This is a genomic window from Fictibacillus arsenicus (assembly GCF_001999465.1).
GTDB classification, from domain to species: Bacteria; Bacillota; Bacilli; order Bacillales; family Fictibacillaceae; genus Fictibacillus; species Fictibacillus arsenicus.
On sequence record NZ_MQMF01000001.1, the window covers coordinates 826,458 to 839,091 of the forward strand.

A 12,634-nucleotide genomic window follows, 5' to 3' on the forward strand; every position below is an offset into this window, starting at 1 on the left:
AATCCTGCATTGGAAACACATTTTTTGGAGGGTTTTGTATTATCAAATTAGAAGCTATAGTTATTTCTGGTTTTTATATTTATAATCCGCAATTACAGAATGAATAAAATCAAAAAAGTGAATCTCCTCATAATTTGGTTCTTTTTGAAGCGGCAATTGTCTTCTTAATAATTCATATGATTTTTTGGCTAACTGTTTATCTTTTTGTTCTAAAAAATACAAAGTTAATAATGAATAAACAGCGCTCGACTCATTAAAATCTAGAGGTACTAAACTATCTCTTTTATATTGACCATATATTTTTTTATTATTTAGTAATTCAGACTTTAACCATTGATCAAATTTAAACGGTGGTTGATCAGTTATCTTTAGTACTTGTATAGCAATTAACATCTGATCAATCATATTAACAGTTAGTGGATTTGCAGGCTCATATTTATTTTTTTGTATTCGTAGTACCTCTAGAAAAAAAGGAGAGGTTTCGTCATTCCCCTTTTGTTGTAATGATTGAAAATCGATATTTTGACTACTTTGGGTTAAAGCCTCTGTATCTATATAACTTAGATGAAGTTCATTAGCATGTTGTTTGTAATTCCAATCATAAAAATCTGTAAAATATCCGCCATTCATATGTGTAAAAGTAAGGCTATTACTTAGTTTATTTGCAATTTCCAAGAAGTTTCTATTGTCAAAAATAACACTAGCCTCTTTAAGTACACGTATTATACGGAGATCATCTATTAATGCATTTGTAGATTGATAGTCTTCTAACCGCCATTTAATATGGTATAATCCATCTTTTTTTAATATAAATTTAGATTCAAAGACATTAAAGATTTTATTGAATTCTTTTTCATTTTCAATGAGTAGCAGATACTCCAGGTATAGGCCCATACTTTCACTTAAAAACTCCAGGTCATTGGATCTCCCGTAATTTTTAACAAGACTATTATTAGTTAAATAATACTGGTTAATAATATTTGTTTTATCGGAAGGTTTATTATTATTTACCAACAAAATAAATGTAATAATTAGACAAAACAATGAAATTGGGTATAAATAATATCTATACTTTCTCACATTGGTTCTCCTCTAAAGCGAACAGTTTTATCCCACGTAATTGTTTTCTTTTTAACCCTACTTATTACATAAGAAAAAATACTCTTCATTAAGAGAACAATAAATAGTTGAGCATAAGTAAAATACATAATACATCCAACAAATATATTGAATGGGGATATATTACGATCTAACACCATAGCACTTAAAACTTGCGACGTATAAACTATATAACTCATAAACCAAAATAATAATAAAGGGGATGAAAAGTTAGGAAGTTCTAATCCCAATAAACCTAATACAAACCAAACATGAGAAAATAATAATAATATTACAAATAAAAAGTATGTAAGTGTATGTTGGATACTATGTATAAATGTTTTACCTTTCCAATAGGAAATCTCTCTAAATGATTTTTCTAATAAATAAATATTCCCCGTAAGCCACCTTGTTCGTTGCCTAATAAATATTGATAGTTTTTCTGGTTCCTGTTCCCAAGTCTGTGATGTAGATACTACTGGTAGAGTTTTCCCCATTGCTGTAATACGAATAGTTAACTCAGCATCCTCTGCTAAAGCGTAAGGATCGTAACCACCTAGTTCTTCAATCACAGATCTTTTTAATAACATATTTGTTCCAGCTAAAGAACCTGTTTTAAACAAATTCCATCTTCCACTTTGCATAAGTAATTGGAAGACTTGGAACTCTATAGAAATCATTTTTGTAAGCAAATTCCGTTCAGAATTAATAGTTCTGACATACCCTACTGCACCTGCAGAATCCTTGGTTTCTTCTGCTGCATGTACAAGCTCTGTAACTGCATTTTTTTCTGGTTGATTATCAGCATCATATACAAGAAAATAGTCAGAAAAGGTAATCGACAAACCATAATTTAACACACGTGATTTGCCTTTTGGATATCCATTCGGCACTTTAATATAATGGATATTTGAAAACATATTACTAAAACACTTTACAATTTCTTCAGTTCTATCAATCGAAGAATCATCTAAAACAAAAATATCTAACTGACCTGGATAATAGAGTTTAACCATTGCTTTCAAAGTTTCTTGAATAACAACCTCTTCATTATGAGCAGGTATCAATACAGCTACGGAAGGATATGTTTGTATTACGAACTTCTTTTTTGTTTTTAACCTCTCTTTTACCCCGCAAATTGTTAAAACAGAATAAAAAATTAGAAGCGCCCAAAAGAAAATCATTATTAACAATAGTATTATCTTCAATTGTTAATCCTCCATTTATTATCAAGTTCTGCCAATGATTCTTCTAGACTACTAGCCATTTTGATTTCTTCCCATTTAAAAGGTAAATTCAATAAGTTTATTTTTGGTCGTAAAAGTAAGAATAATCTATCCAATACAATCTTACATCCTGATTGGTCAGTATTTTGGAGGAAAATAATTAAAGATTGATCCTTTTTTGTAACTAAATCATAATCTGCGCGGATTGCTTGTAGTGCACACTCCATTAACAAATAAAAAACAGAATCAAAGATTTCACTTGAAACATTAGGTGCAATTTTAATTAAATGCGATGTTTCATTTCTTCTCTTTGTGCCAGTTAGAATGACATTTGCACGGATAATAAACTCTGGAAAGTACAACAAACCTGGAGTTTGTTCGAACCTTTTCAGCTCTGTAATTCTTGTATGTAATTGTATGTTTTCTTCGTGAATTTTTTTTATTTGATTAAAGAATAACCATAGAAAAATCAGGGAAATTGTTACGAATAAATGATGAACGATAAGATCAATTTGTAGTAACTGACTACTCTGTATGACAAAACTGTAAATTAAAAAACAAAAACCTAAAATAAGACTAATTGTTAATATGTACAAAAAGTTCTTGGTTCCATTTAACAGTCCCATTATTACAACTGAAGAAATAACAATTATTAAGTCAACTACGTACAAATTTCCATCTGCAAAAAAAGCTATCCCGGTAATAAAAAATATAAGACTGATATACAGCATAACAATAGTTGCTAAATATTTTTTCATTAGAACCCCTTATACATATATCGTATTAGTCGAATTTACCTAGGATAATTTTATCATATTTTGTATTATTTAGTTTTAATTTCTTATATAAAAAAAGCTCCCATAAGGAAGCAACTATTCACTATATTTTTCTACATGTCTTTTGTAAATCAATTGCTTTAAGGATCGCAATGATCGTTCCCATATGCAGACCTTCATGATAAAACGTTCGCGGCAACACTTCCGCAAAGGTATTCATGCCAAGTTCAGTCGGTTCATCTAACTCCTGATCAAGCCGGTGACCGAATTCCTGTTCAATAAACTGAACCTGCTCCATCAAACGATTGCGCAGTTCTTCAAGTGTTGGAGGCGTCTGCTGCCAGTTCTCCGGCTTCGTTCCGTAACCGAATAGCTCGCGATAGTGACGCGGCGCAGGATTATCCTCACGCGTTTTATGATATAGCCAATCATATTGATCCAAATAAATGTGCCCTAAGTTCCAGCGAATGTTGTTGTTGAAGCCCTCAGGCACAAAATCCGATTCCTCTTCTGTTATTCCTTCAACTGCGCTGAGTGTATTATGACGGAATGCAGCGAGCTGTTTTAATAAAATTTCATTTCTCAACTTAATAACCTCCTTCATTTCTCTGTTAGTTACTTTTTTCGCTTAAATGTTCGAAAATCCCTTCTCCGTACAAAAAAGCACGCCCTATGCAGAGCGTGCTTTCATCATTTTTTTATTAAGTTACATATCCCCAGCAATTAGTCCATATTTGCCGTCTTTACGTCTGTACACGACGTTCATCTCACCAGTTTCGGCATTATTATAAACGAAGAAGTTATGGCCCAGTAAGCCCATTTGAAGGATCGCTTCCTCTGTGTCCATCGGTTTAAAGTCGAACCGTTTTTCACGGACAATCTCGAAGTCATCTTCTTCCTCTAACAGAGCAGTGGATACACCTTCTGTTCCGTTAGCAAACATGTGCTTTGTGCCTTCAGCATTTCTAAATTTGCGGTTTACTTTTGTTTTGTGTTTACGAATTTGACGCTCTAATTTTTCTACCACCAAATCAATCGCAGCGTATAAATCCAAATGACGTTCCTCTGCACGAAGCAAGAGTCCCTTCATCGGTATCGTAACCTCAATGGATTGTTCATTGTTATACACTTTCAAATTGACATGTACTTCAGAGTTCGGAGTTTCGTTAAAGTATTTTGTGAGTTTAGTTACCTTTTTCTCCACGTAAGCCCTAATGGCTTCGGTCACCTCGATGTTTTCTCCGCGAATGTTAAAATGCATAACTTAACTCCTCCTTTCGGTGATGTATATATATTTCTATGTACCCTAAAAGAATTCCTCCGTAACATTTAAAATATGTTGACAATTTCTTTACAATCTCGACATTTTCTTAATATAGCGACTCAATACAACTTTAGATATAAAGGAATTTGAATAGAATTTCATAATAAAATAATTAAATTAAAGAAGTTCATTACTTTGTACACAAAGATCGCTATTTTAAAATTATTTATCGTCTCAAAGCAAAATAAAAACCCGCCTGCAAAATACAGGCGGGATCTAATGTTTGGTCATTAATGCTTTGAATTATAGTTTAGTTACGTTAGCCGCTTGAGGCCCACGTGCGCCATCTACAATATCAAACTCAACTTGCTGACCTTCGTCAAGGCTTTTGAATCCATCAGTGTTGATTGCGGAGAAATGTACGAACACATCGTCCCCGTCTTCGCGCTCAATAAATCCAAAACCTTTTTCTGCGTTAAACCATTTTACTTTTCCTAACATGCCTTTCACAATCCCTTCATCATGCGAATCTTTGTATAGTAAATCTATACACTTCATAGTATGACACATACCCAAAAAAGTTGTCAAAGGCTTAAGATTAGCGAATAATAAGAAGTTTTGTCGAAAAATCTTAGTTGGTTAAAATGAATAAACATACATTCTATTCGTATTTTATTCGATTATGCTATTTTTAGTTCACATGAGGTTGCTTGGTTAATACTCAGCAATTTTCACACTTCTAATTCAGGCTTGGCCACATATAATGCAATATATAAGCTATGTAACTTAAACTTAAACAAGTGTTTAAAAAGGAGGCAATGGACGTTGCTGCATATGATTGAAAAAGTCGTCCTCAGCATGGCAGTAATCCGCATTTTATCTGGAACCCTCGAAATCACTGCAGCCCTTTTCATGCTGCATTACAATACCGTAGAACGTGCACTCGTTATCAATTCCCTGCTCTCTATGGTCGGACCCATTATCTTTTTCTCCACGATGACAATAGGAATCTATGGGTTATCTACCAAACTTTCATTCTCAAGCTTGTTATGGATCATGCTAGGGATTATTTGTATTGTTTATGGGATAAAAAGATAATTGGGAAAATAGCTAGCAGATTAACCATCAGCTGACTTTTTAAGTTATATTGAAGTATAAGGTAAGTAATATAAGGGAGTATTAGATATGAAAAGAACTACTGAATTACGTCTTGGAATTACAGGGGGGATAATGGGTCTATTAATCAGCATACCTTCCATTTTTCTTTTAGGTCCCGGACCAATTATTCTGATGATTTTTGCTATTATTATGAGTTGTTTTGTACTCAAAATAGATCATCAAATATATGCTTGTGTCATGATCTTTATTGGTTTGATTTCTTTTTTTATACCTTTTTTAAAAATTCCTGGAATTCTTTTTATTGCCTCTGGTGCAATAGCATTTAGAAAACCAAAACCGTTTAACGATAACTAAAAAGATCTCCTTTAGAGTACAAAAGGAGATCTAAATGTAAACCACTTTTTAATTCTTCTTATCAAAATACATACCATCCGCCGACAGCGTCTGATACGGGTTCGCATACTGAACGTTTGTTTCTTTCTTTTTCTTCATCATAGAGAGATTGTGCTTGATCTCTTCAAACTGGCGCACCAGCAAAGGTTCAATTGTCTCGTTCATCTTCACAATCATCTGCCCCATACGCTGCTCTTCCTCTGAATACGTAGCAGGTAGCTTACCCATAATCGTCTGACGCTGATCCAGTAGCTCGTTCAACCGCTCGATGTAAGGTTCGCGTTCCTCTTTTGGAAGCCCGCTCCTCACATGGTCAAACAGGTTCTTCGTAATCTCCAGCAAGATCTTAACGGCGGACATTACACGCGTCCAGCCTCGCCGTGCTGAATGCGGCGGTTAATCTGGATCACTTCTTTCCACATATTGCGGAAATCCAGAACATAATCTTCCACTTCATCCAGGATTTCAACATCACTTTGAATGTTCGCCTCTATCAGACGGCGGTTAATGTAATCATACATCTGCATCAAAGACTTCGAAACTTCCAGATCCATGTTCAGCGTGACCATTAATTCCTGAATAATCTTCTGTGCTTTTAAGAGATTCTTATTCTTCTCTTCTGTATTCTTCATTTCGATCGCCGTACGAGCGAGACCAATAAATTTTAAACATCCGTTATAGAGCATGAGCGTCAACTCGCCGGGAGACGCCGTTTGGACTGAGTTATTCTGATACGCCTTGTTCGCGTTAAGTATGGACATGTAAAGGTAACACTCCTTTTTGGTTTAAAGATTACTGTCCGCCGCCAAACTGCTGCATTAAGTACATGGCTTGTTGGTTAGAACGTTGGATAGCTTGCTCCATAGCAGAGAATTGTCTCCAGTAGCGGTTCTCCACCTGAACTAAACGATCTTCGAATGCTGAGATTCGTTTATCTACATCTGTTAATTCACGGCCGAGAGTGAATGTTGCATTTGTTCCCCCGGTATTTCCAGCTTTTGATTCAATCTTCTTTTTAGTAGCTTCAATCGTTGCCCGAAGTTTTTTAGCTATTCCCTCGTCAGAAGTAGTGCCAGTAAATAGCTTCATTACAGCATCAGGATTCGTTGCTAACGCTTCCCGAAGCTTTTTTTCATCAATCTCTAACTTCCCTTTATCTTGATAAATACTAGTCGTGGTAATTCCGATTTCAGAAAGCTGATCATATTTTGTATCTCCGGTATTAATCGTTGAATACATATCCTGACGCAGGGCGTTCAATCCGCTGGAAAGAATGGAATCGCGGCGCAGCATACCACTCTTTGCCTTCTCATCCCACAGTTCAGCTTCTTTCTCAGAAAGATCCTTACGTTGCTCATCGGTTAAAGGAGGAAAATCACGATATCTTGTTTCACTTGTCTTCTTATTAATGGCTTCAATTGTTTCATTGTACTTATCAACAAAACTCTTAATAACATCTACGGTTGCATTTGTATCGCTTGAAACTGAAATATTTGCAGACCCAATTTGCTGGAGATTATACGTGACACCGCTAATTGGAAATGAGTTCGTCGCTCTTTTCGTTGCATAGCCATTAATCGTAAATTCTGCCAAACCACCTTGCGTTTTACCTGTAGTGGCAATTTCTCCATTAGTGACTGCGTTTGTAAAACCTAAACTCTTCATAAAAGTTTCAGTTCCGGGTCCCGTGTCATTTATTATGATGGAAGCTTGATCACCTGTATCTTTTTTAGTAATAACAAATTTATCTTGTTGTTCATCATAAAAAGCAGTTACTCCAAGGCCTGAAGAATTAAACTTAGAAGCAATAGTGTCAATACTATCTCCTTTAACAATATCAATTGTTTGCGTGGAAGTAGTTAATCCATCACCACTTTTAACGGAAAAAGACAGCTTAACATCAGCAGCAGCTGTGTACCCTTCTGCAAGAGTCCCTTCTGTTACCCACATTGCAGGTTTTGCGAGTTTTGTTACATTGATTGCTGTCGATGTATTAACCGCATTCCCATTCGCAGTTGCGGAAACAACACTGGAGTTAGAACTTGTAACAGCTTTCTTTGAAAAACTCCCCTGCATATTAATACCGCTGAAAATCAAATTATCTAGATCTTTTAATAGCCTATTCATCGACCGATAATCATCGCGCTGCCACTCCAAAGTGGTCTTCTTCTGTGATAACTTATCTAACGGAATTCGCTCAGCTCTCATTAAATCTTTAACGAGTGAGTCAATGTCCATTCCACTCGCTAATCCACCAATTCTCATGCTCACGGTTCATCACCGTCCCTAAATTTTTTTATCTACAAAGATACCCATAAAGTCGATCATTTCTGCATACATATCAAGGAACTTTTTATTCGGAATTTCTTTTACAACTTCCTTAGTCACTTCATCCACAATCTGCACATAATAATCGTTCAGTTTCTCATGCAGAACAAACTTTGACGAAGTATGTGCCGGTTCCAGCATATCGTTCATCGCACTAATTACTTTTTCTAACTTCTCTTTACTTGGTTTTGCTTGTACTGAAGCTTCGGCTTGAGGAGTAGTTTCTTGTGTGTTTTGGCTTTTAAGCACAGGCTCAGATTTTTGAATAACAGGAGAACTAATAGATTGTAGTTCCACCTTCATCGCCCCTTTAATTTTTCTCTAAATCTTATATCGGATTGTACATATAATTGTTAAGGAAGAAGGGGAAAAGAAAAATAGAAGAAACTTTATTACAATTCTATGAAACTGCTCTCATACACGGTTTTTTATTGTAAAATAGTTGATGTTGAAGAAGATTAATGAAATAAAATTAACAATAAACACCAATCTTATAAATACAAAAAATTAAACTACTAAAAATAAAATCCTAAAATAAAACTAATGAGAGGATAATGGCAATAATGAAAGATAGACAGAAAAAACAGCCAAAGAAACGCAGCCAGTCCCCTAAAGCTGGCTCCAAACAGAATGCAGCCATTGAACAACCTCTACATAAAAACAGATACATTCCGGGTCTTGACGGATTACGGGCGATTGCCGTTCTTGCCGTCATCGCCTATCATTTAAACTTTGACTGGGCTGCTGGAGGCTTACTAGGAGTTACCGTCTTTTTTGTTTTATCAGGATACCTAATTACCGATCTATTGATCACTGAATTTGTTACAACCGATCGGATTAATTTTAGAAACTTTTGGATTCGCCGGGCACGTAGATTGCTGCCTGCTATGTTCACAATGCTACTAGTCGTTATCACATGGGTTACAATCTTTGAACAGTCTATGTTAGATCGATTAGAAGAGGATACGGTCGCAGCGATTCTATACGTCAGCAACTGGTGGTATATTTTCCAAGAGCTTTCGTATTTTGAAAGTTTCGGCCCACCTTCCCTCTTAACTCACTTTTGGTCCCTCGCGGTGGAAGAGCAATTCTATATCCTATGGCCGCTTGTGATTTTACTAGTCTTGAAAATGAAGGCGAAAGAAGGATCTTTGTTCTCTCTTATGCTGCTTGGAGCAATCGCTTCAGCTGCAGCCATGACGCTTTTGTATGAACCAGGAACTGATCCGAGCCGTGTTTATTATGGAACAGACACACGAATCTTTTCCCTATTACTTGGTGCTAGCTTAGCAGTTATCTGGCCGAGCCGAAAACTATCAACGAACTTGCCATCTGAGATTCGCTGGAAACTAGATTTTGTCGGTTTATTTGCTTTAGGTTTCATTTTCTACATGTTCTATAGTACGGACCAGTATCAAGACTTCCTGTATCAAGGCGGTATGGTGGCGATGTCTGTTGCTTCACTGCTCGTAGTGGCTGTAATCGTGCATCCATCCAGTAAGCTGAACACCATATTAAGCTTCAAACCATTGCGCTGGATTGGTGTTCGTTCTTACGGAATCTACTTATGGCATTTTCCGGTGATTGTGCTTACTAGCCCGCAATGGGGAGCAGATGCACCCAGTTTAATTCGAACATTGCTGCAGATGTGCTTAATTTTGAGTTTTGCAAGCCTATCTTGGACGTTCATCGAAAATCCAATACGAAAAGGAGCGTTAACCCGATTCTGCCGAGTTGTGAAATGCGGAGAGTGGAGACGGGAAAAATCGTTTATTGGACGCTTTGTCACAACAGCAAGTATCCTTTGCGTCTTTTTAACGATCTCTACTATAGGTCTCACAACAACATCTGTTGCGCTCAGTAAAGACAACGTGATCAATACGATACAAGAAAAAGTCGGAAAAGAAGAACCGCCAACAGAGAATAAGATAAACGAACAGGACACTAAACCTGAAACACCAAAAAAAGAGCCTAAAAAAGAGGAGCCGAAAGAAGAAACACCCCAGATCGAAACGCCTCCTGCATGGGCAAACAAGTCAGTAACAGTTATTGGAGATTCCGTCATGATCGATGTAACGCCACACCTTGAAGAAGCTTTCGAGAATGTAGAGGTTGATGCAAAAATCGGACGTCAATTTAGAGAAGCCGAAGATATCGTGCAGCAAAAGAAAAACAATGGCAGCTTAGGAGAGATTGTTGTCATCGAGCTTGGAGCAAATGGACCGCTTTCTGAGGAAAAACTCGCTGAATTAATTAAAGATATCGGAACAAACCGTGATGTGTATATGATTACTACACGTGTACCAAAACCATGGCAAAATGAAATCAACGATACCATGAAAGAAGTTGCGAGAGATTATAACAATGTGCAGGTAGTAGACTGGTTCTCGTTCAGTAAATCACACCTTGAGTACATTGGAAATGATGGTGTGCATCTTACGCTGACTGGAGCAAGAGTTTACGCTGAGTATCTGATAAACCATATAAAGTGAGTCAATGGGTCGAAATTTGAGTTCTATGAGTCAAAGTAGAGATCTATGAGTCTTTATCCACTCTCTATGAGTCTTTGTAACGGGGCTATGAACATAAAGTAATTTCTATGAGTCAAACTTAAGAGTCTATGAGTCGAAACATACATGTTTTGAACCAAACAAAAATAAAGAAAGGGCTTGACCATAGAGTCAGCCCCTGTCTTCTATTCTTCTTCATCTCCGCCTGTTAGCGGATTTTCTTTTCCTTACTGCTCAGGGAATTCCACTTGTGGCAGATCTTTTAAAATCCGTAAGCACAGGCAGGTAATAAGCTGAGATGGTAATTTCATAAGTAAGCTGATTAGATGTTCGAAACACTGTCCGATAAAACTTAGTTTTTCAAATGAAGGTAGAGCCGATTCCTATTGTCAGTAATAAGGTGTATAGAGGTACACCTAATCGGATTCAGTTACGTTCCGCCTCTTAACAGCAACTGTACCTCGATTAGAAAAAGTGTTGAAATGTAAAAAATATGACAGGTGGTTTCAAAATCTAGTAAAATATAGAAAAAGGAACTTAAAGGAGGTTTGTATGGAAGCTGAATTAGTCGAAGAAATAAATAAAATTTTACCTTCTAAAGTCATTTCTATGGTAATCGGTAAGTTGTTAGGAGATGGAAATTTAACCATTGAAAAAAACAAACGACCGAGGTTACGTTTTTCACATAAATGGCAAGATAAACAGTGGTGTGAACATTCGAGAAACCAGCTAACAACCGTTCTTTCTTTTCCTCCTATTAAATATAGAAAAGTGAACGGTGCGCGAGTAAAAGATGGTTTTACAGAAATCTACTATGCACAGTCTCTTACACAACCATCCCCTTTTGTCTTTTACAATCTCACTTCACGAGAACCTCATTAGCCTGGTGATTTATGGACGACGGTCATTTGAAAAGAGTAAACGACCAACCTTCAAAGATTATACTCTCAACAGAATCATTCAGCCCTCTAGAATTACAAAATCTATGCTCTCTTTTAGAAGAAAAATTTCTCCTTGAATTTAAAATTGATAAAGCAAAACGTTTAGTCATCTATAACAAGATGCAGATACACTATTTCTTGAAGCTGGTACAACCCTACCTCGTAAGTTGCATGTATCGAAAGACAATATTAAAAAGTTCAATTTGTAATGTTACGAATCCAAAGAGAACTACCATATACCTTCCCATTAAACTAACCTCTCCAACTAAGCAAATTCATGAAGCTTTAACCTTATTAAAAGAAAAGATAAATATTTTAAGTGACGAAACAAAATATGTTGATTTGTATTGTTCTGTATTAAGGAACTTAGATATAAGGAAACACACTAATTTTAGTTATCAAGTTACTTTACAGCCAAACATCATTACTGACATATTGAAATGTCGCTCCTTAACAGGGTTGAAAGTAAGCGAGATCGTCCATTGGTGTTTTTTAAAATAAAGAAAGACCTCTATAAAGAGATCTTTTTAAAGTTTCAGATCAATCTGGCTGCCTAAGTGAGGTGTAACAGATTGTTCTAGCATCTTTGTAAAGTTTGCACTGTTTTGCTGAGCTGTGTTCATTGCCATTTCATAACGGAAAAATTAGTTTGTTGCTGAACTTGGGATTGGTTTAGCATGATGGATAGAGCAGGAATGTCCATAGAAACCCTCCTAATTTTAGTAAAAAAGAGAACTTAGACGAGCTAAGATCTCTTTTTAAAACTTAAAATTAACGAAGAAGTTGAAGAACTCCTTGTGGTTGTTGGTTCGCTTGCTTCGCGACTATGTCTTTCGATCATAGAATAGACTATATCTTCACCCTTAGCTTTTAAGGGGCTGGGCACTTCGAACGGATTTACCGCCCTACGGAGTTCATTGTCATAGCGATTGCCTTAGACAGTATCTCCTAGTCGTTGAACGTTCTCCAGAGTTTCCTC

Annotated in this window: 16 protein-coding genes; 5 read left to right on the top strand and 11 right to left on the bottom strand. The window is 36.2% G+C overall.

Translation table 11 applies throughout. The annotated features are described in order from the left end of the window. Positions 1-60 precede the first annotated feature (60 nt). From UN64_RS04105 to UN64_RS04130, 6 genes are all read right to left on the bottom strand, one after another. Complete coding sequence (locus tag UN64_RS04105) at positions 61-1,080, bottom strand: hypothetical protein (RefSeq protein WP_077359960.1); 1,020 nt, start codon at positions 1,078-1,080, stop codon at positions 61-63. Continuing rightward, the gene (locus UN64_RS04110; RefSeq protein ID WP_077359962.1) at positions 1,077-2,306 is read right to left on the bottom strand and encodes a glycosyltransferase family 2 protein; all 1,230 of its coding nucleotides are present in this window, start codon (positions 2,304-2,306) and stop codon (positions 1,077-1,079) included. The genes UN64_RS04105 and UN64_RS04110 overlap by 4 nt, the downstream gene beginning before the upstream one ends. Then, complete coding sequence (locus tag UN64_RS04115; RefSeq protein WP_077359964.1) at positions 2,303-3,082, bottom strand: hypothetical protein; 780 nt, start codon at positions 3,080-3,082, stop codon at positions 2,303-2,305. The genes UN64_RS04110 and UN64_RS04115 overlap by 4 nt, the downstream gene beginning before the upstream one ends. Positions 3,083-3,203: 121 nt before the next feature. Next, a complete protein-coding gene (locus UN64_RS04120) occupies positions 3,204-3,686 on the bottom strand; it encodes a DinB family protein (protein WP_245801954.1) in 483 nt (160 codons plus the stop codon). Positions 3,687-3,806: 120 nt separating this feature from the next. Further along, a complete protein-coding gene (hpf, locus tag UN64_RS04125; protein WP_077359967.1) occupies positions 3,807-4,361 on the bottom strand; it encodes a ribosome hibernation-promoting factor, HPF/YfiA family in 555 nt (184 codons plus the stop codon). Positions 4,362-4,667: 306 nt separating this feature from the next. After that, positions 4,668-4,865: a cold shock domain-containing protein gene (locus UN64_RS04130; protein ID WP_066245425.1), complete on the bottom strand. Its 198-nt coding sequence runs from the start codon at positions 4,863-4,865 to the stop codon at positions 4,668-4,670. A gap of 333 nt (positions 4,866-5,198) precedes the next feature. On the opposite strand from UN64_RS04130, the gene UN64_RS04135 reads away from it, so the two are divergent. Both UN64_RS04135 and UN64_RS04140 read left to right on the top strand, forming a co-directional pair. Further along, positions 5,199-5,462: a YqhV family protein gene (locus UN64_RS04135; protein WP_171978819.1), complete on the top strand. Its 264-nt coding sequence runs from the start codon at positions 5,199-5,201 to the stop codon at positions 5,460-5,462. 87 nt (positions 5,463-5,549) lie between these two features. Further along, the gene (locus UN64_RS04140) at positions 5,550-5,837 is read left to right on the top strand and encodes a hypothetical protein (RefSeq protein ID WP_077359969.1); all 288 of its coding nucleotides are present in this window, start codon (positions 5,550-5,552) and stop codon (positions 5,835-5,837) included. A gap of 48 nt (positions 5,838-5,885) precedes the next feature. Here the strand turns inward: UN64_RS04140 and fliT are convergent, their stop codons facing one another. From fliT to flaG, 4 genes are read right to left on the bottom strand one after another with little or no spacing between them, the layout of a single operon-like run. After that, the gene (gene fliT, locus UN64_RS04145) at positions 5,886-6,236 is read right to left on the bottom strand and encodes a flagellar protein FliT (RefSeq protein ID WP_077359971.1); all 351 of its coding nucleotides are present in this window, start codon (positions 6,234-6,236) and stop codon (positions 5,886-5,888) included. Beyond that, a complete protein-coding gene (gene fliS / locus UN64_RS04150; RefSeq protein ID WP_077359973.1) occupies positions 6,236-6,637 on the bottom strand; it encodes a flagellar export chaperone FliS in 402 nt (133 codons plus the stop codon). Before fliS ends, fliT begins: the two co-directional genes overlap by 1 nt. Positions 6,638-6,668: 31 nt before the next feature. Beyond that, complete coding sequence (locus tag UN64_RS04155; RefSeq protein WP_077359975.1) at positions 6,669-8,141, bottom strand: flagellar hook-associated protein 2; 1,473 nt, start codon at positions 8,139-8,141, stop codon at positions 6,669-6,671. A 21-nt stretch (positions 8,142-8,162) separates the two neighbouring features. Continuing rightward, entirely contained in the window at positions 8,163-8,501 is a 339-nt protein-coding gene (gene flaG / locus UN64_RS04160) for a flagellar protein FlaG (RefSeq protein WP_245801955.1), read from the bottom strand. Between the two features lie 341 nt (positions 8,502-8,842). Here flaG and UN64_RS04165 point away from each other — a divergent pair, with 341 nt between their 5' ends. The 3 genes from UN64_RS04165 to UN64_RS21475 all read left to right on the top strand — a co-directional run bounded on the left by UN64_RS04165 (position 8,843) and on the right by UN64_RS21475 (position 12,156). Beyond that, positions 8,843-10,696 carry an acyltransferase family protein gene (locus tag UN64_RS04165; protein ID WP_077361138.1) on the top strand — a complete coding sequence of 618 codons (1,854 nt, stop codon included), beginning with the start codon at positions 8,843-8,845 and terminating at the stop codon, positions 10,694-10,696. A 570-nt stretch (positions 10,697-11,266) separates the two neighbouring features. Continuing rightward, positions 11,267-11,596 carry a hypothetical protein gene (locus UN64_RS04170; protein ID WP_077359979.1) on the top strand — a complete coding sequence of 110 codons (330 nt, stop codon included), beginning with the start codon at positions 11,267-11,269 and terminating at the stop codon, positions 11,594-11,596. Positions 11,597-11,607: 11 nt separating this feature from the next. Then, a complete protein-coding gene (locus tag UN64_RS21475) occupies positions 11,608-12,156 on the top strand; it encodes a hypothetical protein (RefSeq protein ID WP_077359981.1) in 549 nt (182 codons plus the stop codon). 26 nt (positions 12,157-12,182) lie between these two features. Here UN64_RS21475 and UN64_RS21480 read toward each other — a convergent pair whose 3' ends face one another. After that, positions 12,183-12,284 (bottom strand): putative motility protein, encoded by a 102-nt coding sequence (locus tag UN64_RS21480; protein ID WP_077359983.1) that lies wholly within the window; start codon positions 12,282-12,284, stop codon positions 12,183-12,185. Between the last annotated feature and the right edge of the window lie 350 nt (positions 12,285-12,634).

What these genes read in the sequence shown, in the direction of transcription:
- UN64_RS04115 (WP_077359964.1), bottom strand. Translation starts at nt 3,082, where the DNA reads ATGAAAAAATATTTAGCAACTATTGTTATGCTGTATATCAGTCTTATA.
- hpf (WP_077359967.1), bottom strand. Translation starts at nt 4,361, where the DNA reads ATGCATTTTAACATTCGCGGAGAAAACATCGAGGTGACCGAAGCCATT.
- UN64_RS04130 (WP_066245425.1), bottom strand. Translation starts at nt 4,865, where the DNA reads ATGTTAGGAAAAGTAAAATGGTTTAACGCAGAAAAAGGTTTTGGATTT.
- UN64_RS04135 (WP_171978819.1), top strand. Translation starts at nt 5,199, where the DNA reads ATGATTGAAAAAGTCGTCCTCAGCATGGCAGTAATCCGCATTTTATCT.
- UN64_RS04140 (WP_077359969.1), top strand. Translation starts at nt 5,550, where the DNA reads ATGAAAAGAACTACTGAATTACGTCTTGGAATTACAGGGGGGATAATG.
- fliT (WP_077359971.1), bottom strand. Translation starts at nt 6,236, where the DNA reads ATGTCCGCCGTTAAGATCTTGCTGGAGATTACGAAGAACCTGTTTGAC.
- fliS (WP_077359973.1), bottom strand. Translation starts at nt 6,637, where the DNA reads ATGTCCATACTTAACGCGAACAAGGCGTATCAGAATAACTCAGTCCAA.
- UN64_RS04155 (WP_077359975.1), bottom strand. Translation starts at nt 8,141, where the DNA reads ATGAGAATTGGTGGATTAGCGAGTGGAATGGACATTGACTCACTCGTT.
- UN64_RS04170 (WP_077359979.1), top strand. Translation starts at nt 11,267, where the DNA reads ATGGAAGCTGAATTAGTCGAAGAAATAAATAAAATTTTACCTTCTAAA.
- UN64_RS21475 (WP_077359981.1), top strand. Translation starts at nt 11,608, where the DNA reads ATGGACGACGGTCATTTGAAAAGAGTAAACGACCAACCTTCAAAGATT.
- UN64_RS21480 (WP_077359983.1), bottom strand. Translation starts at nt 12,284, where the DNA reads ATGGCAATGAACACAGCTCAGCAAAACAGTGCAAACTTTACAAAGATG.